General features: G+C 36.1%; 23 protein-coding genes. 6 read left to right on the top strand and 17 right to left on the bottom strand.

The genetic code is table 11. The features are described from left to right. Positions 1–218: 218 nt before the first annotated feature. Together ACIP9W_RS19215 and ACIP9W_RS19210 are read left to right on the top strand one after the other, a co-directional pair. Complete coding sequence (locus ACIP9W_RS19215; protein ID WP_483880178.1) at positions 219–1,412, top strand: glycoside hydrolase family 18 protein; 1,194 nt, start codon at positions 219–221, stop codon at positions 1,410–1,412. A 61-nt stretch (positions 1,413–1,473) separates the two neighbouring features. Next, positions 1,474–2,643, top strand: a complete 1,170-nt coding sequence (locus ACIP9W_RS19210; protein WP_400792705.1) for an SLC45 family MFS transporter — start codon at positions 1,474–1,476, stop codon at positions 2,641–2,643. 47 nt (positions 2,644–2,690) lie between these two features. On the opposite strand, the gene ACIP9W_RS19205 is transcribed toward ACIP9W_RS19210, so the two are convergent. The 6 genes from ACIP9W_RS19205 to ACIP9W_RS19180 form a co-directional block, all read right to left on the bottom strand. After that, positions 2,691–3,965 (bottom strand): cation:dicarboxylate symporter family transporter, encoded by a 1,275-nt coding sequence (locus ACIP9W_RS19205; protein WP_282241652.1) that lies wholly within the window; start codon positions 3,963–3,965, stop codon positions 2,691–2,693. A 116-nt stretch (positions 3,966–4,081) separates the two neighbouring features. Continuing rightward, the gene (locus ACIP9W_RS19200; RefSeq protein ID WP_400792766.1) at positions 4,082–4,984 is read right to left on the bottom strand and encodes a response regulator; all 903 of its coding nucleotides are present in this window, start codon (positions 4,982–4,984) and stop codon (positions 4,082–4,084) included. Between the two features lie 10 nt (positions 4,985–4,994). Further along, entirely contained in the window at positions 4,995–6,236 is a 1,242-nt protein-coding gene (locus ACIP9W_RS19195; RefSeq protein WP_400792703.1) for an ATP-binding protein, read from the bottom strand. Positions 6,237–6,342: 106 nt separating this feature from the next. Beyond that, complete coding sequence (locus ACIP9W_RS19190; protein WP_282241654.1) at positions 6,343–6,681, bottom strand: zinc ribbon domain-containing protein YjdM; 339 nt, start codon at positions 6,679–6,681, stop codon at positions 6,343–6,345. Between the two features lie 395 nt (positions 6,682–7,076). Then, positions 7,077–8,648 carry a malate:quinone oxidoreductase gene (locus ACIP9W_RS19185; protein WP_400792765.1) on the bottom strand — a complete coding sequence of 524 codons (1,572 nt, stop codon included), beginning with the start codon at positions 8,646–8,648 and terminating at the stop codon, positions 7,077–7,079. 243 nt (positions 8,649–8,891) lie between these two features. Beyond that, positions 8,892–9,761 carry a LysR family transcriptional regulator gene (locus tag ACIP9W_RS19180; protein WP_400792700.1) on the bottom strand — a complete coding sequence of 290 codons (870 nt, stop codon included), beginning with the start codon at positions 9,759–9,761 and terminating at the stop codon, positions 8,892–8,894. Positions 9,762–9,960: 199 nt separating this feature from the next. Between ACIP9W_RS19180 and ACIP9W_RS19175 the strand changes: the two genes are divergently transcribed. Beyond that, positions 9,961–11,286 (top strand): short-chain fatty acid transporter, encoded by a 1,326-nt coding sequence (locus ACIP9W_RS19175; protein ID WP_400792698.1) that lies wholly within the window; start codon positions 9,961–9,963, stop codon positions 11,284–11,286. An 85-nt stretch (positions 11,287–11,371) separates the two neighbouring features. Next, positions 11,372–12,148 carry a peptidoglycan editing factor PgeF gene (pgeF, locus tag ACIP9W_RS19170; protein ID WP_400792696.1) on the top strand — a complete coding sequence of 259 codons (777 nt, stop codon included), beginning with the start codon at positions 11,372–11,374 and terminating at the stop codon, positions 12,146–12,148. Between the two features lie 97 nt (positions 12,149–12,245). Here the strand turns inward: pgeF and safA are convergent, their stop codons facing one another. Then, positions 12,246–12,857, bottom strand: a complete 612-nt coding sequence (gene safA / locus ACIP9W_RS19165) for a SafA/ExsA family spore coat assembly protein (RefSeq protein ID WP_282241657.1) — start codon at positions 12,855–12,857, stop codon at positions 12,246–12,248. Positions 12,858–13,076: 219 nt separating this feature from the next. Then, positions 13,077–13,865, bottom strand: a complete 789-nt coding sequence (locus ACIP9W_RS19160) for a nucleotidyltransferase domain-containing protein (RefSeq protein WP_400792694.1) — start codon at positions 13,863–13,865, stop codon at positions 13,077–13,079. A gap of 154 nt (positions 13,866–14,019) precedes the next feature. On the opposite strand from ACIP9W_RS19160, the gene ACIP9W_RS19155 reads away from it, so the two are divergent. Further along, positions 14,020–14,937 (top strand): EamA family transporter, encoded by a 918-nt coding sequence (locus ACIP9W_RS19155; protein ID WP_400792692.1) that lies wholly within the window; start codon positions 14,020–14,022, stop codon positions 14,935–14,937. A 46-nt stretch (positions 14,938–14,983) separates the two neighbouring features. Here ACIP9W_RS19155 and ACIP9W_RS19150 read toward each other — a convergent pair whose 3' ends face one another. Next, positions 14,984–15,481: an LURP-one-related/scramblase family protein gene (locus ACIP9W_RS19150; RefSeq protein ID WP_400792690.1), complete on the bottom strand. Its 498-nt coding sequence runs from the start codon at positions 15,479–15,481 to the stop codon at positions 14,984–14,986. Between the two features lie 246 nt (positions 15,482–15,727). Between ACIP9W_RS19150 and ACIP9W_RS19145 the strand changes: the two genes are divergently transcribed. Then, positions 15,728–16,012 (top strand): ClbS/DfsB family four-helix bundle protein, encoded by a 285-nt coding sequence (locus ACIP9W_RS19145; RefSeq protein ID WP_400792688.1) that lies wholly within the window; start codon positions 15,728–15,730, stop codon positions 16,010–16,012. Between the two features lie 116 nt (positions 16,013–16,128). Here ACIP9W_RS19145 and ACIP9W_RS19140 read toward each other — a convergent pair whose 3' ends face one another. From ACIP9W_RS19140 to walK, 8 genes are all read right to left on the bottom strand, one after another. Continuing rightward, complete coding sequence (locus tag ACIP9W_RS19140) at positions 16,129–16,554, bottom strand: nucleoside 2-deoxyribosyltransferase (RefSeq protein WP_400792686.1); 426 nt, start codon at positions 16,552–16,554, stop codon at positions 16,129–16,131. Between the two features lie 160 nt (positions 16,555–16,714). Further along, entirely contained in the window at positions 16,715–17,194 is a 480-nt protein-coding gene (gene rlmH, locus ACIP9W_RS19135) for a 23S rRNA (pseudouridine(1915)-N(3))-methyltransferase RlmH (protein WP_400792684.1), read from the bottom strand. Positions 17,195–17,281: 87 nt separating this feature from the next. Beyond that, positions 17,282–17,449, bottom strand: a complete 168-nt coding sequence (locus ACIP9W_RS19130) for a CxxH/CxxC protein (protein WP_400792682.1) — start codon at positions 17,447–17,449, stop codon at positions 17,282–17,284. A gap of 167 nt (positions 17,450–17,616) precedes the next feature. After that, on the bottom strand, positions 17,617–18,858 hold the full coding sequence (locus ACIP9W_RS19125; protein WP_400792680.1) for a S1C family serine protease: 1,242 nt from the start codon (positions 18,856–18,858) through the stop codon (positions 17,617–17,619). Positions 18,859–18,990: 132 nt separating this feature from the next. Next, positions 18,991–19,779 (bottom strand): MBL fold metallo-hydrolase, encoded by a 789-nt coding sequence (locus ACIP9W_RS19120; protein WP_400792678.1) that lies wholly within the window; start codon positions 19,777–19,779, stop codon positions 18,991–18,993. 12 nt (positions 19,780–19,791) lie between these two features. Continuing rightward, entirely contained in the window at positions 19,792–20,601 is an 810-nt protein-coding gene (locus ACIP9W_RS19115; protein ID WP_400792676.1) for a two-component system regulatory protein YycI, read from the bottom strand. Further along, on the bottom strand, positions 20,588–21,910 hold the full coding sequence (locus tag ACIP9W_RS19110) for a YycH family regulatory protein (RefSeq protein ID WP_400792674.1): 1,323 nt from the start codon (positions 21,908–21,910) through the stop codon (positions 20,588–20,590). Before ACIP9W_RS19110 ends, ACIP9W_RS19115 begins: the two co-directional genes overlap by 14 nt. Continuing rightward, positions 21,901–23,724 carry a cell wall metabolism sensor histidine kinase WalK gene (gene walK / locus ACIP9W_RS19105; RefSeq protein WP_400792672.1) on the bottom strand — a complete coding sequence of 608 codons (1,824 nt, stop codon included), beginning with the start codon at positions 23,722–23,724 and terminating at the stop codon, positions 21,901–21,903. The genes ACIP9W_RS19110 and walK overlap by 10 nt, the downstream gene beginning before the upstream one ends. Positions 23,725–23,727: the final 3 nt, after the last annotated feature.

Genomic DNA, 23,727 nt, shown 5'->3' with positions numbered 1-23,727 from the left:
TAGACTCTCTCTTTTATATAAGAATAGAATTTAATTTTGAAGAACTAAATATACTCAATTTTATTTTGGGGTGCTATCAGGTTGTTAGTTATGAACAAAAAAGGAATGACATATGGTTAAATGAATGACTAATGCGGAGATGAGGGGTTTTTATATTTATTTATGTAGTTAAAACGGGCGATTCTTTATTTTCCATTGCGAACAAGTACCAAGTTTTAATGAACAGTATTCGCGCCATTAACGATTTAGCAACAGACGGTCTAGTAGTTGGCCAGGATTTACTTATTCCGACTAACATCTACATTGTGCAGCCTGGAGATTCATTGTATACAATTTCTCAGATGAGCTTCATTTCTATGGAAAAAATACGCCTTTACAATGGATTACATTCGGATGTGTTAATGATAGGAACTCAATTATATTTACCTCCAAGAACAAAGTACAGCGCAGAAAATTTAAGTTATATTACACCTTCAACGCCCAATAGAAATACGAGCCTTATAGAAAGATATGCCCCTATTAATACTTTTTTAGGCATTTTTGAATATCATGTTTTAGAAGACGGAAGCTTAAGTATATTAGACGATCAGCAAATGATACAAACTGCAAGAGAAAATAGGGTAGCCCCTCTAGCCGTTATTACGAATCTAACTTCTACTGGATTTAGCCCAGAGCTTACTAGACAAATATTAGGTTCAACGGAAATAAGAAATCGGGCTATCAATAATATATACCAGTTAGTTAAGAACAAGAACTTTGCAGGTGTAAATATCGATTTTGAACAAGTACCTGAAGAACTAAGGGATCTATATACCGGCTTTTTGCATACATTAAGGGCAAGATTAAGTCCTGAAGGATATTACACAACTGTTGCTGTTCCACCTAAGACGACTGATAATATCCCTTGGTTAAGAGGATATGATTACGGCGGAATCGGTGCATCAGTAGATTTTGTTTTTCTTATGGCTTATGACTTTCACGAAGCAAGTAGCCCACCTGGTCCTGTTGCCCCCATAACTGAAGTAAGAAAAACAATTCAATTTGCCCTTCAACATATGAACAGAAATAAAATTATTCTCGGTGTTCCCCGCTATGGCTATGATTGGACAATGGACAACGGAAATGTAGTAAGTGCTAGGGCAGTTTCTGTTGCTGAAGCGGTTGAAACTGCTATGATATCGCAAGTCCCCATTTCCTATTCCATCGAGTATCAGCAACCCTTTTATCAATATTTGGATATAAATGGGCAAAGACATATCGTGTGGTACGAGGATTCCAGAGCTCGTGCTGAAAAACTAGAACTAGTAGTGGAGTATCGTTTGAAAGGGGCAGGAGCTTGGCAATTGGGATTGCAATTTGCCCAGTCTGCTGTCTTGGTTGAAGAGTTTTTTAACACGAAGAAGGTTCTGTAAGAGCAGTGAGATTCCTCCATGTAAAGTGGGATCTTAAAGCGTCTATACGAGGGGGAACGTAGTGAAAAAAACATGGCTACTAGGGGTTGGCTTTTTTAGTATTAGCTTAGGATGGGCATTATACAATGGATTTGTCCCATATTTTCTAAATGATTATCTTTCAAGTACTGCCCTTATTGGCTTTCTAATGACAATTGATAATTATTTCGCTCTTTTTTTACAACCTTATATCGGAAACCGAAGTGATCGGACGAATACCCGATTTGGACGCCGCATGCCTTATTTACTCATCGGCATTCCTTTTGCCGCAATCTTTTACGGTCTTATCCCTTTTCATACAAGTTTGCTTACGTTAATCCTATTCATGGTTTGCATGAATGTATCCATGGCTATTTTTCGGTCACCAACTATTGCATTAATGCCGGATATAACGCCTGAAGAGAAGCGTACAAAAGCAAATGGTATCATTAACTTCATGGGTGGTTGCGGTGGTATTTTAGCGTTCAGTATAGGCTCATATCTTTTCGGTATCGAAGAGTCTTTACCATTTTTAGCAGTATCCGCTACCTTAATCATAGCGCTGGTTGTCGTTTATAAAAATATCCAAGAAAAAGAAGACACTATCCCTTTCATTGCACCAGTGAAGCCAAAAATAAACTACAAAGCAGAATTAAATAATCCAACTGTTTTTCTTTTAGCTGCGATCTTTTTTTGGTTTATGGCCATACAAGGAATGGAAGCATTATTTACACTATATGGAGTAAATGAGCTCGGATTATCCAAAAGTGCCTCTGCCTTTTCTTTAGCCTTTTTTTCGTTAAGTTTTGTCCTTTCAGCTATTCCAAGTGGCATCTTAGGTGCAAAGTTTGGAAAGAAGAGGATTATCCTTTTTGGCATAGTCGGATTATTTTTCGTGTTCTTATTATTAAACTGGGTCCAATCAGTCTTCTCTTTACGAAGTCTGCTTTTAGTAGGAGGTATGTTTTGGGCATGCATCAATATCAACTCTTACCCCTATATCGTTTCCCTTGGAGATGAACATAGCTTTGGAACTCGAACAGGCTTATATTACTTCGTTTCCTCTTTAGCAGCCATCATTTCTCCACCTACTTTAGGATTGCTAATTGATATATTTGGTTTTGGTATTTTATTTAATGCAACAGCAGGTAGTATGCTTTTTGCGTTAATCTGCATGTGGAGAGTCAGAAACGTTCCCAGCCCAAAGACATAACAAAAACCGACCTCCAAATGGATAGCCGGTTTTGTACACACATATTCTTACGCTAGTTCTTCCATAGAAGCAACGTATTTTTCTTCTTTTTCTTTATCAAATCTACCTTCCCATTTAGCCATAACAACTGTTGCTAATGCATTTCCTACAACATTTACAACTGTACGTGCCATATCTAAAAGTCGGTCGATTCCTGCGATAAATGCTAATCCTTCTAAAGGAATTCCTACTGTTCCGAGCGTAGCTAGTAACACAACAAATGATACACCAGGTACACCAGCGATTCCTTTTGAAGTAACCATTAACACAAGTACTAATGTGACTTGTTGCATAATACTTAGATCAATACCATACATTTGTGCAATAAAAATCGCCGCAATTGCTTGATATAATGTAGAACCATCTAGATTAAATGAATACCCAGTCGGTACAACAAACGATACAATATCTTTTGGTGAACCAAACTTCTCCATTTTCTCCATTACTTTTGGCAGAACGGTTTCCGAACTAGAAGTAGAGTAGGCAAGAAGTAACTCGTCCTTCAATACTTTAAGAAGGTGGAAAATATTCACACCAACGAGCTTGGCAATTCCACCGAGTACAACAAGGATAAAGAAAATCATTGTTGCATAGACCAAGATCATTAACTTACCAAGTGGCAGTAATGACTCTAAACCGAATTTAGAGACGGTTACCCCGATTAGAGCGAATACACCAAATGGAGCAAATTTCATAATAAAGTTTGTCACCCAGAACATTGCATCCGCAGTTCCTTGGAAAAATGCTAATACCGGCTTTCCTCTATCTCCAATAGCTGCAATTCCTAAACCAAATAACACTGAAAAGAAAATAATTGCAAGCATATCTCCGCTTGCCATAGACTGAACAATATTACTTGGAACAATTCCTACAATTACATCCATGAAACCATGGTCTTGTACTTGTTCCGTTGTTTGAACGTATTGATCGATGTTTCCTTTTGAAAGTGTAGACATGTCTATACCTTCACCTGGCTTGAAAATATTCGCCGCTAATAACCCAACGATAATGGCAATCGTCGTCACAACTTCAAAGTAAATTAATGTTTTACCACCTAATTTACCTAATTGCTTAATATCCCCAGTTCCAGCTACACCTAAAATAAGTGTAGAAACAATGATCGGAACAACAATCATTTTAATCATATTAATAAAAATTGTACCTATAGGCTGTAAGTAAGTTTCTACAGCTGGGTTACCAAAAAAGATAGCACCCACGATAATACCTAAGACAAGCCCGACTAAAATTTGATATGCCAATGTAAATTTAAATTTTTTCTTCAACCGTAAGTCCCCCCTTAATAAAAATGAAAACGCTTTCCTACCTTAAGAGTAAGCTTAAGGATAATTTTAAAGGAAACTTACAAAATCCGACGAAATCCGACAAAAAAATTATAGAGTTATCTTTTTGTTTGCATCTCATTGTATTTTTCTTGCACTTCCATATAAAGAACTTGGAGAAATTTTTTAATGTTTACTTTCATCTTTGCAAAGTTTTTTCTTCCTTCTTGCATGTGAATCATTTGACTTCTAATTTCTTGAAAATCGAAATAGCGAGGAGCGTAGTATTCGAAGTCAGGATTGGTGTAATCGATGGCGCCTAAAGAAGCTATATTATTCATTGCATTTAATATTGTTCGACGTAAGCGTTGTTCTATTGCCTTACTTTCCTTTTGTAAATGGGTGAAAGGAATACCTGATTTTGTAGCAACAGCTTCGTATAATTCTTTTAATGGAGGCAGTTGAATCATTGAATCCTTTTGGTCGAAGAGAAACTCTATCATCGCAACAATATCGTCACTTCCTACCTCTCCAAGAATACCCATATCACTTAATATAGAATGAACAATTTCTTTTACACTTTGTTTTTTATAGATTGGTTTAATGGACGTAATATTAGCCAAAGACTCTTTAATCGCAAGAAGGGAATCCTTCAGTCGAATTTGTTCTGCCGTTTTCCGTAAAATAGTTAGAACTTCAATTCGATTTATCGGCTTATGTATAAAGAATTCAACCCCTTTTTCATAAGCTTCACCGACCATTTCTTTATTAATAATTTGAGAAATCATGATAAACTGCCCTTGGTATCCCTTTTTTCTTAACTGTTCAATTGTTTCAATGCCGTCCAATTCCGGCATTAAAAAATCGATTAAAACAACGTCTGGCTGCATTGTAGCGATTGGAGATAAGGAACTGATACCACTATTAGCTTCACCAATTACTAGTCCAATATCCCCTTCTGTTATTATCTTTTTTAGCATATTTCTACTTGCTGGATCATCGTCAACTATAAAATAGCGCAGGTTGGTTCACTCACTTTCTTAAATTGTTCGTCGGGATTTGGATTTGAAAAGCAGTTCCTTCTTTCCTCGTTTCCACTCGAATGTCGCCAGTCATTGTTTGGATAATTTCTTTCACATGTGAAAGACCAATCCCCGTTGCGGCAACTCCTTTATCGTTATACTTCGTTGTATATCCAGGCTCAAAAATGATCGGTATATCTTCTTTTGGGATTCCTTTTCCTGTGTCCTTTATCAAAAAATATGTATAGCTAGATTTTTCAAAAAGGCTTATATGTATTTCTCCTTTATCCCCTATTGCTTCTACGGCATTGGCTACAATATTGTTTAGCAGAGCAAGTAAAGGGATTTGTTGGTCTGTTTCAAAATCTAATTCTGCCAAAACGGAAAAATGAACCTGTTTCCTTAACAACTCACTATATTTTTCATTTGCATGGATAACTAGCTGAATTACCTCAGACAAATAGATAGGGTCATCTTTTTTCCCTTCTGTTACGTTCTTTAATCCTGCTAAAATTCGTTGGGAGTCTTTTTTCACTTCATGTATTTCCTGCGCAATATGTAATGCTTGTACACTTAATGATTGCATATTATGTTGCTTTAATTTTCGGTACAGGTCATGACTAGAAACAGTGATTTGTTCAATATGATTCATCGATTTTTGCAAATAAAGTGTTTCTGCATACAGCCCTGAATTTACGTTAAGCATTTCTTCCATCCGTTTCTTTTGCTCCGACATCGCGATGGAACTAAACAACCCAACGACAAAATAACTACGAAGAACCGCCACTCCTAATAGTAATGCCCATTCTTCAAAACCTAAATTCTCCTCATGCATAAACCAGTTTCGTACAAGATGCTCTGTGCCATTGGCGATAAATTCAAAACCAACACCGAGAGCTCCTAAAAGGAATGGATTAGCCTTATATTTTTCCATATTTATCATTCGTAATCCTAATGCGAACAAAAAATAATATAAAAAAGCAGGTGCATGGTCAACAAAACTTAAAAAGAAGGAATCTCCATGGAATAATGCATCTCTTACCGTTCGAGCAATCACAACAGAAAGTCCTGTTATGGATCCCATTAAAAGGAGAGAAGCTGGAGGTCGGATAAGGATAAGTAGAAAGAATGTAATGCTCCCTAAACCAAAACGAAAGGCTTCTCCGCTAAATGGAATTACCTTAAACTCACTTGCCAACACTGTCAACAATACAGTCAGAATGATTGCATACTTACTATCTCGTAAAACCATAAAACTCTCCTAGTAAAGCTTATTTAATAATTCGAGTATAACATTGAACACTATAGAAGAAAAAAAAGACGAAACATAAAGTTACATGCTTCGCCTTTTCACTATTTTATGCTTTTTTTACAAATTCGGATTTTAACTTCATCGCACCAAAACCATCAATCTTACAATCAATATTATGATCACCCTCGACTAAACGAATACTTTTTACTTTAGTACCTATTTTTAAAGTAGAGGAGCTGCCTTTTACTTTTAGGTCTTTAATGACAGTTACAGAATCACCGTCACTTAAAATATTCCCGTTCGCATCTCTCACTATTTGCGTATCTTCGTTTTCCTCTGCTCCTCCTATAGTCCACTCATGCGCACATTCTGGGCAAACGAAAAGATTTCCATCTTCATATGTATATGCTGAATTACACTTTGGGCAATTAGGTAAATTAACCATACTTTCATATCCTCCATTCTCAAACAGTTCCTTTTATGCCTCTATACTACCATGTCTAGTTATTTTGACAACTCCTTCACAGAAAAAGCATAAGTGGTGGTTGCTTTGAAATTGTGGCCTTAGCAGAGGGTTTGGGTTCCAGGAAATGGTTTAGGGCAACCAATCAGTCATTGAAAGCAATCAATTCTATCAGGAAAGCAACTTAATTAATCTGCATAAGAGCAACCATATTACTGGGGAAAGAAACGAGTTCTAAAAATAATAAGTTTTCTTGGCTTGAGATGAAGATATTATGGGGAGTTACTCCAATAACTGCGGTCGCCAAATTGGCAACAAAGCACGAAAAAAATCGTCAGTCCATTAATGGATCGACGATTTTTTTATACATGCTTTTATTAAACTTTTTCTAACTCCTGTGTCTCTTCCTCTGAAGAATGGCCTTCGTTCGGCATATCTTCATCTAAACCAAGCACCTTCGCAGTTGAAGCATGAAGTTCGCGGAAAAGCTCTGGATTTTCTACTAGAGATACACCATAGGAAGGAACCATTTCTTTAATCTTCGGTTCCCACTCTTTTGCATGTTGTGGGAAGCATTTATTGATTATTTCAAGCATAACGTGAACTGCAGTAGATGCACCTGGAGAAGCACCTAGTAATGCAGCAACAGAACCATCAGCTCCTGTGACAACTTCCGTACCAAATTGAAGCGTGCCTTTACCGCCGGCTTCGGTATCTTTAATCACCTGCACACGTTGTCCTGCTACTACGATATCCCAGTCTTCACTTTTAGCATTCGGAACAAATTCTCGTAATTCTTCAATGCGTTGTTCTTTTGATAGCATCAATTGTTGAACTAAGTATTTTGTTAATCCCATGTTTTTTGCTCCTGCCGATAACATAGTTAACACGTTATTTGGCTTTACAGAGCCTAATAAATCCATATTAGAACCGGTTTTTAAAAATTTTGGCGAGAAGCCGGCAAACGGTCCAAATAGTAATGATTTTTTATTGTCAATATATCGAGTATCAAGATGTGGTACCGACATTGGAGGTGCACCAACGGCAGCTTTACCATAAACCTTTGCGTGGTGTTGCTCTACAATCTCCGGATTTTTACATACTAAGAAGAGCCCACTTACCGGGAATCCACCAACATGCTTACTTTCCGGAATACCTGTTTTTTGCAGTAAAGGTAAGCTTCCACCTCCACCCCCGATAAAGACAAATTTCGCATTAAGATATTCGAGTTTACCGCTATCGCTTTGCACTTTTACTTCCCATAAGCCATCTGGCGTGCGTTTAAGATCATTCACTTGATGATTGTATTTAATATCAACATTTTTACTCGCTAAGTGGTCAATTAACATGCGCGTTAAAGCACCAAAGTTCACATCAGTTCCGGAATCAATTTTTGTTGCCGCTATAGGTTTATCTAAAGTTCGTTCTTTTAACATTAACGGAATCCATTCCTTCAGTTTTTCGGGATTATCGGAAAACTCCATCCCTTCAAACAACGGATTAGTTGAAAGCGCTTCAAAACGATTTTTTAAAAACTGTACATTTTTTTCTCCCTGTACGTAACTTATATGTGGCAATGGCATGATAAAGTCTTGTGGATTGCTAATTAGATCACTTTCTACAAGATAAGACCAAAACTGTCTAGAAAGTTGAAACTGCTCGTTAATTTTTATCGCTTTACTGATATCTACTGTTCCATCTGGTTTTTCAGTCGTGTAGTTTAGCTCGCATAGTGCAGAATGCCCTGTTCCCGCATTATTCCACTCATTAGAGCTTTCTTCTCCTGGTTTATCCAGTTTTTCGAATACTGTAATTTTCCAGTCTGGTGCTAATTCTTTCAGCAGTGTTCCCAAAGTTGCACTCATGACTCCGGCACCAATTAAGATAACATCTGTATTTGTTTGTCCGTTACTCATTTTTACCATATCCTTATATGTTAAGTTTTGCAGAAAGGATGTAAACGCTCCTTCTTTGGCGTCATAATAAGACAAGACGCAACCTGGGAACACATCTTTTCTATATCAATATCCTTTTATTAGTTTATCATAGTTATTTTAATAATAAAACATCTCTATCTCAAACTATGTCGCATATTGTAGTTTTAAGTCATGGAAGCTAAGAGAAATCATGGGAAAATTCTAGGAGAGATATGTTAGAGCCTTTCCTTTATAAATGGTTGTTTTCATCAACTATTAAGGAAATAATGACAGAAATTTTCTTATTGCAAAGGAATGATATGCATCTTTTTTCGTTACAATGCCTATTTTCCAGAGAAGTGCTGGTTCCTCCAATGGTATTGTTTTAATTACTGGATTGTTTTGTTTTATAAAAATGGTTTTCGGTAATATGGTAACTCCTAATTTGGAAGCCACTAACTCTACTATTAAATCCCACTGCGAGCTCTCGTATGAAATAGATGGAGTAAAACCTGCTTCTTTACATGTCTGAATGACAAATTCATGCAAAGCAAAGTCTTTCGTGAAAACAATAAATTGTTCATCTTTTAAATCCGTTAATGCAACAGATGTATATTGGGCTAGTCGATGTTCTTCATGAATAAACAGTACAAATTCATCCTCAATAAAGGGATGAACATTAAATACCGATTCATCAGCCGGCAGAACTATTAACCCCACATCGATATTCTCTTCTTCTACAAGCTGCTCTATCAATTTAGCACCTAGTTCGACGAGTACAAGCTTCACATTTGGAAATTGACCGTTAAATATACGAGCAATATAAGGGAAAAACAGAGTGCCGATCAGAGGCGGAATTCCTATCTTAATTTCTCCGATTTTCGCATCCGTTAATTCTTTCAGCAAATTAGGTAGCTCATTCAACATATTAAACGCCTGTTGTCCTTGTCTATAAACAATTTTTCCAGCATCAGTCAAGTGGAGATGTCTCGTGGAACGGTCGAAAAGACTAACGTGGAATTCTTCTTCCAACTTTTTTACGGCCTTGCTTAACGACGGCTGAGAGAGGTATGAGTGCTCTGCTGCTTTTGTAAAGCTCCCGTGTTCAGCCACTTCCATAAACGATTTTAAATCACGTAATTCCATTTTTAGACAACCTCGTTTTATTCCTTTTTTGAATAAATACTATTCTATTTATGAATTTTACATATATTCTGACAGCTTGTAAACTCTTTCTTATGAGGAAGAAAAAGGGGGAATTATTATTAAGATAATAGTAAATTTAATGCAACTTTAGATTTCAGAAATTTTTGATCAATAAATATTATCACAGGAGGATAAAACCTTGAAAGTAATGATTTCATTATCAAACAGATTAATGCAACGATACATGCCTGACCCATATGTACTTGTAGTTATTCTTACTTTTCTTGTGGGTGGACTTGCTCTATTACTAACCCCTAGTACACCTGTTCAATTATTGAGTTTTTGGGGAGATGGTTTTTGGAGCCTATTAACATTTTCTATGCAAATGGTTTTTATTGTAGTTACAGGACATGTTATGGCGAGTAGTCCATTTTTTAAGAAGCTATTAGGAAACTTAGCGAGTGTACCAAAATCACCCGGACAAGCGATCATCCTTGTTACCCTTGTAGCATTAGTCGCTTGTTGGATTAACTGGGGATTTGGTTTAATCATCGGGGCATTACTAGCAAGAGAAATTGCTAAAAAAGTAGACGGGGTTGACTATCGACTGTTAGTTGCAAGCGCATATAGTGGGTTTATCATATGGAGTGGTGGTCTTTCGTCATCTGTGGCGTTAACTATTGCCACACCTGGTCATTTTACCGAAAACCTTATAGGTGTAGTGCCAACTAGTCAAACTCTTTTTTCACCACTTAATTTAATCATTGTTGTTGGACTAATCATTCTAGTACCTATTATTAATAGAATAATGACACCAACGAAAGATCAAGCATTTATTATCGATCGTAGTCTTTTAGAGGATACAAACGCTATGCCTGCTGCTACAGTGGACAATGTGGAGATGACACCAGCTGATCGTTTAGAAAATAGTAAAATACTTTCATTATTAATTGGTTTAACTGGTCTTGCTTTTTTAGGATATTATATTGCTACTAACGGTTTTGCTATCAATCTAAATATCATTAATTTTCTATTTCTTATTGTAGGAATACTATTACACAAAACTCCAAAACTATTTTTAGAAGCTGTTACAAACTCGGTTAAAAGCGCAACCGGTATTATTATTCAATTTCCATTTTATGCAGGATTAATGGGTATTGTAACTGCTTCAGGACTTGCAAGTGTATTATCAGATGCATTTATATCTATTTCCAATGAGCATACATTCCATATGCTTACACTATGGAGTGCAGGTCTTGTAAACTTCTTCGTCCCTTCCGGCGGGGGACAGTGGGCTGTACAAGCTCCTGTCATGCTAGAAGCTGCACAAAGTCTAGGCGTTTCTTTACCTAAAACAGCAATGGCTGTTGCTTGGGGAGACGCATGGACAAATATGATTCAACCATTCTACGCATTACCTGCTTTGGCAATTGCAGGGTTAAAAGCAAAGGATATTATGGGTTATGGATTAATAATCATGCTTATTACAGGAATCTTTATTTCGGCTGCTTTTTTGTTTATATGATGAATTTAGACCTCACCAGTAATGTTGAGGTCTTTTTTAATTAACTTTTTCTATATACTATTATATATTTAAACTAGGTGATGATATGAATACAAAAATATACGTAAACAACGAAAAATTCATAGCAGGTTTGAGCTTGAAAGATAGTCGGGAATCCGAGCAAAACAATATGGCATTGCATGTATGTGAAAATGTTAGTAATGTATTAGAAAATCGTAAGAAACTTGCTGCATCTTTAAATTGCGGATTGGAGACTTTTGTATGTGCCAATCAAACACATAGCGCTAATTTCCACCGAGTAACGCTCGACGACAAAGGCCGAGGTGCTGATACAACAGAGAACGCTATATTGGATACAGACGCCTTGTATACATATGAGCCGGATTTGTTATTATGTAGCTTCACCGCTGATTGTGTTCCCGTTATTTTCTTCAATGAGCACACGGGCCTCATTGGTGTCATTCATTCTGGATGGCAAGGTACTGTCAAAGAAATTACTTGGAAGCTTTTTGAACATTTAAAGCAAGTAGAGCAATGTAATATGCATGATATACACGTCCAACTTGGTCCAGCCCTTAGTCAGGAGAAATTTGAAGTAGATGAAGATGTATATGTTCAATTTAAAGAGCTTGGTTATACAGATGATTTTATTTATTACAAGGACGAAACACGCAAGTATCATATTGATAACCAGTTAACCGTGAAAAGGCAGTGTGAGTTAGCAGGAATCCCTTCTCAGCAAATTACGATAGACCGTACTTGTACGTTTTTGAGTCCAGATGGATTCTCTTACCGACGAGACAAAAAAAGTGGAAGACATATGAGTTTTATTATGAAAAAGGGCAGTTTCGATAGAGCTTAACATTTAAAAGAGTTAATTACACTTGAATGCTAATTTCTATGTGGATAAAGATTAAAAAGGACCTACGGCATAGGTCCTTTTTAATCTTTATCAGCTCTTATTTTTGTATAAACATTTGTGTCCAGTAATTACCGTCTTTCACATATCCTACTCCAATATGCGTGAAGTTTTTATTGAGAATGTTTGCTCTATGCCCTTCGCTATTCATCCATGCTTTTACTACATCAGATGCAGACTGTTGACCTTTTGCAATGTTTTCTCCGGCTGCTTTATATGTAACACCATAGGCTTTCATCATATCAAACGGTGAACCATAGGTTGGGCTTGTATGATCGAAGTAATTCTTATCATGCATATCTTGAGACTTCGCTTCTGCTACTCTTGCAAGCTCCCAATCGTCTTTCAGTGCTGGAAGCCCAGCATTTGCTCGTTCTATATTTATAAGCTTAATCACTTCTTGCTCTACACTAGCTTGTTCTTTTGTTGGAACATTTATCTTTTGACCAGCGTAGATAAGATTTGGATTCGCAAGCTGTGGATTTGCCTCAATTAGTTCCTGAACTCCTGTTTGAGTCTTCAACGCGATTTTCCAAAGGGTGTCTCCCCCTTCAACTGAATATGAACTATCCGCCGCCATTGCGCTCATCGGTACTAATAAAGATATAGATAAAACAGAAGCAATCGTAGCTTTCCCAAATTTTTTAAGCATTCTATCAATCCTTCCAATTCGTTATATATTCATATTAAGTAGTTTCATAGAGTTATTCACTACTTAATATTTGGAAGTATTTTTACAATTTCATTACATGTGTAATAAACAATTTGTGGTTTATGGTGAAGTCACGTTTTTTACTAAAGAGGTTGGTAATATAATTGAAATATATCCCAAACAGGAAAAAGTTACCTATGAGTAATGCCGCTATTCAAATTAGTTATCCCATACTTCTTTTAATGTTTCTCTAAACAAAACATCTAGTTTTTCTGTGGGATCTTCTATTTTAACTGTTAATGTTTGAATATAAGCTTCCAGTCGTGCCATTTCACTTTCTAAAAAATCATTGATCACTTCAATTCTTGGCTCCATGTCTAATTCATCGCCTTTTATCTTTCTTTCTAGAAGATGATCGATCTCGTTTTTTAATTTGTCATTAAAAATCATTGCTTGTAGTAATTCATGAAAGTCAATTGGTGGTACCGTTTTATACTCTTCAATCCATTTGCAGGCCAAGACAGGTCGAAGCACATAAAAGTACTTCTTTATTTTCACTTCAGAGCCTTGTAGATATTCTCGATAATTGTTTTTCGCCATATTTAAGTAGTGGTACAGGCTTGCATTTGGGTAAAAAACTTCCGATTCTAACCCTCGTAATTTATCGATAAATGAGTACTTTTGAAAATAAATAATATTACTTCGCATCCACTCCAAAAGAGGTGGATTACTCTTTCTAAACAGTCGTAAAGCTTTTGTAATTTCCCAACCACTTATATCTAATAAATCATTGATCGGCACTTCAATTACATCTCTCTTTGTACCAACTCCCTGCGGATCAATCGATAGATACCAATCTGGTTGATGCACATAAATAAATCGTACATCGTAATCACTATCTTTAGAAGGAAATCCCCAAGCACGGCTACCAGATTCGACAGCATAGAGAACCTTTACTTGATATTTTTCTTCAATTTCTAACAATTTTTTTAGAATAATTTCATTCATTAAAAAACCTCCCTGAAGTTATATTTACTTTTTATTGACATTAACTTTGTTCTTTATGTTTTTTAGTAACTAGGAATGCTTTCCATGCGTGCTGAACTTCCACTTATCTATGATATAATAGCCTGGTTGTTTTGAGTACCAAGGAGGTATTATATTGAAACTAAATAAAGGTATTCTATTTATATTATTGGGAGCTTCATTTTTTGGTTTTACACCAATATTTGCGAAGCTTGGATTTGGTTACGGCTACTCCCTTGGCCAAATCAATATCGTTCAAATGTCAATTTCTTTTATACTTTTATGGTCTTTTACTTTAATGATGAAACGCTCCAGTTTCAAGGGGCTTACTAAGAAGAACTTTCTTCAAGTCATGGTGACCGGTTGTTTTATCGGTTTAACAAGTATCTTCTATTACGGTTCTATGCAATACTTACCCGCTTCATTGGCTATCATTTTAATGTTCCAATTTGTTTGGATTGGGATTATTTTAGAATGGGTTTTCAGCAAAATTAAACCTGCTCCTACGACAATAATATCCATTATTTTAATCCTAATAGGAGTTTTTTTTGCCTCAAATGTTTTAGATGGAGACATACAAGGTCTGCCAATTAAAGGTTTCATTTTTGGAATTTTATCCGCCTTTACGTATGCGGGATTTATATTTTTCAGCGGAAAGGTCGCTGTAGAAGTGGATGCGTGGACACGGAGCTCTTTAATGGTAACAGGATCAACCATTTTGGTATTTATCCTGTTCATCCGGGATATTCCATCTGTACTGCCGTTAGAGCAAAATTTACTAACTACCGCGGTCGGAGTTTCATTGTTTGGAGCTGTGCTTCCACCATTATTTTTTGCAGTAGGTGCACCATTAGTATCTGGAGGAATTGCCAATATATTAACCTCCATTGAGTTACCTATTGCTATTCTATCTGCTAGCATTATTTTATCCGAAACAGTTACGCCTCTTCAGTGGTTAGGTACAGTTATTATTTTATTAGCTATTGCATTTAATGAAATTGGAAGTAATATTTTTAAAGTTAAACAGCATAAAAAGCAGGGACTCCATTCATGATTCCCTGCTTTTTATGTTATTTTATTTCACTCTTTAAAGAGAAGCATTACATCGTTGCTGCCGAAGAAGCTGCTGCTTGATCAGCCTTGACGCAATCGATAGCGACAACGATTGCTATGATGACGCCCTCCATCTCTTCATCCAGAATTTGAACTTGGTAGCTATCGCCCCATGTAAACCATTCCTTGCTCACTTTACCGACGACTTTTCCATGCTGTAACACTTGGAAATCCATATCCCACCAGTTACCATGTACTTCCACACCTGCTGCATCAATCGTATAGCGGGCCTTAAAAAAGGAAAACTCTTTCTTTATCGTTAATACTTCTCGACCATTTACTTCCACAAAAAACTTAGGTAAAAAACTGAATACCCTCTTTGTGATGAGTGCTATTTCTTCTCTTGTTGTATCCATAATGGAGAAAGTCTTTGGAATTTGCATAAAACTGCCCTCCACAAAGTAAACATCTCTCTCCTGCTGATCCTTTACCGTAAATTTGCCACCTAGACTGAATACCTTTTGTTTTATATAAAGTTGCTTCATACGACGGCCTCCCCCTGTAATATACTACTAAAAGTATAACATTGAACGGATTTTGATACTAAAAACCCTACCTATTTGAAAACCAGTCTTTGGTTCATCTGTATATGTTACTCCGAAGACAAGCATAAACATGATTAGGTCTACTTTATAATTCAAGCGAAAAATAGCAAAGTAGTCCTTATTACATGCTTCTAAAAATTATAATATACTTGGCAAGCGATGCTTGAAAGATGGTATCGTGAAAGAATGGATGGGGATACACCCGAAATGCCAGCTCCAGGTTATAAATGGCGTAATATTGATGAACTTAACTTACTCATTTGGCGAAACTATCAAGATGTAAAATTATCTACAGCTATAAAAAGAGTAAGACTTAGCCATCAGCGGATTATGCTTCTAATGGAAGGTCATAATGATGAAGAAATATTTACAAAAAAGTATTACAAATGGACAAAAACAAGCAACCTCTATAGCTATTTGCAGCCAATACTACAAATCACTATAACTGGGCAATTAAAAAATATGAAATAATAGCGGAAGAAATTAAAAGTAACAAAACCACCTAAGACGTTATAGATTCAAGGTTTTAGGTGGTATTTCTGATTGTATTTACTATTGTTATTTCGCATTAATCAAAAATTGAACTACTAAAGCATTTTACCTGTATAGAAAGAACTAGCTAATTGATCAAAATCATAATCTTTCAATTCCTCTAGAGTAATATTTGCATGCGAACCTTCATGTACCATTAAATTACTGTTTGCACCAAGATGGATTAAAATAACAGGCTTGTCAGTGGCATAAGCATAACCAAGTTCCCAAGCTGTTCCACTGTCCGAATAGTTACCATGATAGATACCTACGACGATTTCTGCCCACTTAATATGTTTTATATCATTCATAAATGTTTCAATGGACCATTGACGTGAACCCACCTCAACACGTTCATCAATTGGATTTCTAAGCGGAGAGAATACTTTCAAACCTTTTTCCGCCAAAATTGCTTCCACCTGTTCTAAGCATTCAATCTCCTTCTCGTTAAAAAATGGGCTGGCTAAATATACTCTCTTCATTGGTTTAATCTCCTTCAATTTTTGATAATTACTTACAACGGTTGAACATTTTATCATTTACTAGCCAATTGTATCTCAAACGGTCTTCCATTCAAATACCCCGAGTAAATACTAAAATCTATTATAGAAATTAGCTGACCATCAGTAAGCTGTTTGGCAATCATTTATGATAAGGTTCATTTTTTATTATCCGAAAAGCACGATAAATCTGCTCCACCAACACCAACTTCATTAACTGATGAGGTAAAGTCATTTTACTAAAAGATAACTTTTCATCCGAACCCTTCATTACATCCTCATGTAAACCAAGAGATCCTCCAATTACAAAAGCAATTTTGCTTCGTCCATATGTCATCAACGACTCTAAATCACTGGCAAGCTGCTCAGATGACTTCATCTTTCCTTCAATTGCAAGCGCAATTACATAAGTATCAGCTCCAATTTTGGAGAGAATGCGTTCACCTTCTTTTTTCTTCACGATTTCCATATCCGCTTCACTTAAATTTTCCGGTGCTTTTTCGTCCGGTACTTCCACCAAATCAATTTTCGCATAGCTACTTAATCGCTTCGAGTATTCCTCTATCCCCAATTTTAAGTATTTTTCTTTTAACTTCCCTACCGAAACAATTTGTATATTCACAAGTTATCCACCTTTACATTCTGTTTACAAACAAGTTATACACATAACTTATACACATATCCACAATAGTTATCTACATATTGTGTTTTATTTTTCATCTTCTACAATATATATTGCAGCGACATCACAGTATGTGCATTTTGTGGATAACTTTTCGTTCTCATTTATTTTTTCAAGCATTGGGAAGGTTTTTTGTTCTGCAACGAACATGTCCAAAGCTTGATTTATATGGGTTTCACAACTGAATATTCTCAATTTTATACTTCCTTTCGTTTTCCGAATAATTTAATAAGTTATACACAAATCATTCGTGCTTATCCACAATCTATTTTACCAAATGAAAAACGAGTAGGAAAGAACAGCATTTCTTTTCCTACTCGTTGTGTAAATCTTTTATTTACAATTCATAGTTATCCACATGTTTATAATGTATCTGTTTCTTTTAATACAATCGTTAGTTCCACTAATTTTCCTTGGCGATATACTTTTACTTTCAGCTCATCGCCAATTTCTTTTTCATTGTATAAATGTTTTCTTAGCTCAATCGTGTTTTCTATTTTTTGACCATCCATTTCTACAATAACATCATAAGGTTTCATCCCTGCTAAAGCTGCTGGAGTATTTTCTATTACTTGATCTACTACAACTCCTGTTGTCACTTCAGCTGGTAATTTTAACGTATCACGTTGATGGATCGCAGGTACATTTGTTACATCGACCAACGTAATTCCCATAGATGGACGATTTACTTTTCCGTTAGCCTCTAGGTCTTCTATAATTGGGATAGCCGAATTAACTGGTATTGCAAGTCCCATACCTTCTACGGTAGACTCTGAAATTTTCATCGAATTTATTCCTATTAATTGTCCTGCTAAATTGATTAATGCTCCACCGCTATTCCCTGGGTTAATCGCTGCGTCTGTTTGTAAAACTTCTGCTTGCCAATCTTCTACACCATCTCCGTTTATATCTGTAGGTATAGCACGATCTTTACCAGATACAACACCTGTTGTGACAGAACCATAGAAATCAAGCCCTAGTGGGTTTCCAATCGCAATAACAGATTCTCCTTGCTTTAATGCATCTGAATCTCCAAACTCTATGACTGTATCCACGCCCTTATCGTCAATTTCTAAAACTGCTAAGTCTGTCCATACATCACTACCAACTAATTTAGCTTCCACTTTTGCACCATCTGCTAAAGTTACTTCTACTGCCTTTGCACCTTCGATTACATGGTGATTCGTAATGACATATGCTTTACCATTTTCTTTTTTATAAATTACCCCGGAACCTGTTCCAGCTTCCTGTTCCGATTGGGATTGACTCCAGAAATTCGTTACTGATTGGATATTTGAAACTCCAACGACGGCCCCAGAAGCTTTTTCTACGGCGCTTGTCACGTCTGTAGTTATATCCACGGAAAGCTGTTCTGTTTTTGCATTAGTATTAGTTGTTTTAGTAGCATTGTCGGCGGGTAAATTTGTCACGACAGAAGGTACTAAAAACCATACAAGTAAAGCTCCAACTAATACACCCGCTAATGCACTAAAAAAATAACCAGCTACACCTCGTTTCTTTTCCCTCTTTACTTCTCGTTTTTTTACTACAGGTTCTTCTATTTTCGATTCTTCTTGTGGTCCGTATGGATTATTTGGTTCCATGTTTTATCTTCCTCTCTTTTTTATGTAACTGTTTGTACAGTTACTTTACCCAACTCACATTAAAATAAGATGAAAATTGGTTGAAAGATAAATAAAAAAGTTCCAAAGCCTGAACTTTGGAACTTTTACTATTTAAACGGAAACTAATTCGGTTGGAACATTCGCATCTGTATCGTGAAGATGTACATATTCTCCTGCAATAACTCCACAAGATTCTAACGTTTGTGCAACGCTCATTCGTGCAAGATCTTTCATATTATTATCTTTACTTAAATGCGATAAATAAATATGCGTGTTTTTAATATCCACCACTTCACTCATTGCAACTGCAGCATCTTCGTTGGATACATGTCCTACGTCACTTAATATCCTTCTTTTAATAGACCATGGATAGCGTCCCATTTGAAGCATACTCACATCGTGGTTGCTTTCAAAAACAAATGAATCCGCTCCTTTTATATGCCCTTTCATCCTGTCGCTAACATACCCAGTATCCGTAATTAAGACAAGTTTACGACCATTTTCATGAAAGATATAAAACATTGGGTCTGCCGCATCATGTGATACTGCAAAAGACTGAATATCAATACTACCAAATGTTTTCACAGCTTCCATATCAAATTGGAATCGTTGTTCAACCGCCACATTCCCAATAAGAGAATCCATTGCTAGCCATGTTTTTTCATTTGCATAAATAGGAATCCCATGTTTTCTGGCTACGACACCTAGTCCCTTGATATGGTCACTATGCTCATGAGTAATAAAAATACCGGATAACTTTTTTATATCTCGATCTATCTCGCTAAAAAGCTGCTCCATCTTCTTACCACTTAAGCCTACGTCTACTAAAAAAGAATGCTCCTCGTTTTCCACATAAATAGCATTCCCACTGCTTCCACTTGCTAAAACACTAAACTTCATTGTTAAAACTCCTTACTTTACTTCAGGTTGTTCCGTCTTTTTAGGAATTTCACTAACCGTTCCTTCTACTGCATTGACAAAATACTCTTCCATCGTTCCGTCTGAAAGTTCCACTGGTACATACCAAGTTGGCGCAAATACAAATACTTGTGTTTCCGTTAGTGTGGCTAACGTGGAATATCCAAGTTTAAAATCTTTTACCGTCGAATCCGTTTTTAATAATGCGCTAGAGTACAAAACTCGAAATACAAACATAGGTGACACTAATTTTTTCGATTCATCATACTCTTCTAGATTATCCAATAAGGTTTGTTCGTACCCAATAAGTTCTTTCTCATCATTCCAATATACGATTAGTTGTGCATTTTGATTGTGGTAAACAAGTCGATTATTTACTTTTTGAAAAAACGTTGCGGATTTTTTCTCTTCATCTATTTTCCATAATCCATATGAATTACCACGAATAATGTTATCTTTTACTAACTTTTCTATAGAATTATCTGTTGTGACCGGAAGTGGCTCTTTAAATGTACCTATTAATGCATAACCATCTTTTACTTCTAAGGTCTGTTTTTTTAATTGTTCCAACTCTTCTGCACTAAATAGATGTACATTCCCAGAAATGTACGAGGCCTCTTGGATAAATGATTCAGTTTTAGGTATCTTAATATTATCGGACAGCAGTCGTTCCTCAATAGGAGTATCGATGCGCTCCTTTACATTTAGTGCCTCATTATATCTATTCGAATAAAGCCAAAATAAAAATACATTTAAAATAGAAAATACAATGATAAATATCGTTTTCGTTTTATTCCAATCCAAATTTGCCGCCTCCTAATAGTTCGGGAGTGATTCTAGTCCAAGAACCATTCGACAAATAATACCAGGAAGGTTCTAGATTCATTAATCTCTGCTGACCGTTTCGTGACAAGTTATATCCTATTGCAATGTCATCTATGGAAAGCACTTTATTCTCATGAAGGGCATGGATCAAGTCGTATATATCTTGTCCAGACCGCAACTGAATATCTCTTTGTTTACTCGCATCAGCTATCGCAAAATACGGTCTAATATAACGGTAAACACGATTGGTTCCCCAATGTACGTTAATCTCGGTTTCTGGATCTTTGCTGAAAACTGGCATTCCATGAAAGTATAGCTGGTAACTTACTTGTTTGGTAGTATTATTTATCCGACTATATCGATAGTCATCTGTCCATCCACTATGCTCATTAACGAAGTTCAAACTTTGTTGTATAAGCTCATCCGATTTCTCCACTTTATCACTTTCGGAAGCCGGATGCACATAACTTAAACTTTTAACTAAATAGTCGACATTCATGAGTGCACTATCATCCGTATACTCCCGTCCACTTACCCCTAGTGGATTACTTCGAACGAGACTCGGATTCGTGAATAAGGCATTTTTAAATTTCTCCGGTGAAATTTCTTCTTCGATATACGAATAGCTAGACATGTTTATAGGACTAGCAGAAACATAAAGCGAAAGACGATTTTCTCTCACTATCTCATTGTACACTGGTAAATCCATCGTTTCATTTTTTAAGCGTTTAATAAAATCTTCTCGATTGGCCAGTCCGATATTAGCCATATAAACTTTTTTAGTAATGGTACTAATGAAGTATACATTCAAATTATCTCTAGCATCATCTTTCCATTCAACGATTAACCGATCGAATGAAGCATTTGGTACATTATAATCACTAAAGGTTAAAACATTGTTATATATTTTAAATGGAACTTCCGCTGGAAAAAAGAAAGTAAGATGATTCGGCATTTTTATATAATCATTAATTTGCTGCTCACTTGCTTGATTGTTTAAAAGCTCTACCGTTTGTATTTCTCCTGTTTTCATCCACTTTAATACATCTTCGATTATAGGCGTATTATCAGAACCTTTTAATGCCGATTCTTCACTAACCAATAGTCGATAAGGTTTCACCACATCTTCCAGTTTCTTTTTCTCAGCAATTGCAATATCTACTACTGGTGTGCCATTCAGATCATAGGAAGGTGAATATGTCCATATCGAAAAAGTCAGTGTTAAACTAAGTAGGATGAGTATGAGTAAAATAACTGATTTCACTTGTTCAATATACTTCAATCCCACTCACCTTCCTCGTCCATTTCAACTTTTAGAGTAAAGAATACAGTCGTACCATATCCTTCTTCACTTTCTGCCCAAATCCTACCACCATGCGCTTCTATCATTTCCCGGGCAATAGCCAGTCCAAGACCAGTTCCACCCATTGACCTTGCTCTTGCACGATCCACACGATAAAAACGATCAAAAATTCTATTAACATTTTCAGAAGGTATTCCCATACCTTCATCTGAAATCATTACCGTTAATATATTTTCTTGCTCAGCAGCTCCAAAACGGATATTTCCTCCATCTGGTGAATACTTCATAGCATTGGAAATGATATTATCCAATACTTGCGTCAATTTATCTGTATCGATATCTACATAATATGCTTTATCAGACAGCATCCGATGAAAAGTAACATGCTGAGATTTAGAAAGTTCAAATCGATCTATAATTCGATTGAAAAATTGGTTGAAATTCACAATCTCACGATTCAAATCATAGTCCCTACTATCCATTTTAGATAACTGTAGCAAATCATTCACAAGTCGAATCATCCGCTGTGTTTCCGTTTGTGTTACCTGTAAAAATGCAGGTGCAATTTCATCATCTTTCCATGCACCATCTGCAAGTGCTTCTAAATAACTGCTCATTGTCGTTAATGGAGTTCGTAGTTCATGAGAAACATTTGCAACAAATTCTCTTCTTTCCATATCTATTTTTTCTTGTTCCGTGTTATCGTGTAGCACCGCAATTAGTCCATTAACAAAGCCTGTTTCTTTTTGAATAACAGAAAAGTTGGTACGTAATATAAATGGACGTTCCTGTGTACTTAAATCTAAATTCATCGATTCCTTTAAATGGATTAAATCTTCAAATGAATAGGCAGAATCAATTCCAAGAACAGATATAATCGGACGATTTAAAACCATTTCTCTTGGAATACGCAATAATCTGATGGCCGGGTCATTAATAAGGATGACTCTTCCTTTACGATCAGTTGCAATAACACCATCCGTCATATTAGCCAGCACCGATGCAAGTTTTCTACGCTCTGCCTCTGTGGTGGATTGAGCTTCTTGTAAACGATTCGTCATATGGTTAAAAGCGATTGCTAATTGGCCGATTTCATCATTGCCATATACACGTACTTTTCGAGAAAAATTCCCTTTTGCCATAGCCTGAGCTTGCTTTCTCATATCGGATATTGGTCTAGTTATCGTTTGTGCGATTAATATACCAAGAGTAATTGTAATGGCAAGTGCAACGGCTGTACCTCCGGCAAGAATTTGGTTTATCTCATTCATCTGGCCAAATACATTTTCAATATTCGATTCGATATAAAGAGAACCAATCACTTCTCCCTGATAGACAATCGGCGTTGCTAAAATCCAAATTCGTTCGCGTGTTTCCCGATCGATGAAAATATTATCCTCTTGAGTTGCCGCTGATATCGAAAGCTTTACTAATTCATCCATCGACCTTTGTCCAACGATCGACTGATTGCTCACGTCGGAAGTTGCAAGAATTTGATAATTTGCATCTATGACACGCACTTCTTTAATATCGTATGAATCTAGACCATTTAGAATGGAACGTAGGCTTTGTTGTACCGTCAGATCATCTTCATTTCTTACTTTTAATAATTCTTCTCTAGCACTAAATTCTAGTAATCCAACTCGGTCCGATATAGATTTTTGAAAATTTCCTTTTAACGATTGCTCTAACTCTCGAACAAAATATAAACCAATAATTTGCATCGCAATAATTATTAGTAATATATAGATGAAAACAATCTTCATATGAATTGATTTGAAATAACCAACCTTTTGCATATG

It is taken from the genome of Psychrobacillus sp. NPDC093180, from assembly GCF_044754065.1.
Classification (GTDB): Bacteria; Bacillota; Bacilli; order Bacillales_A; family Planococcaceae; genus Psychrobacillus.
Note: the sequence above shows the minus strand (reverse complement) of the source record. Positions and strands in the feature narration are given on the sequence as shown.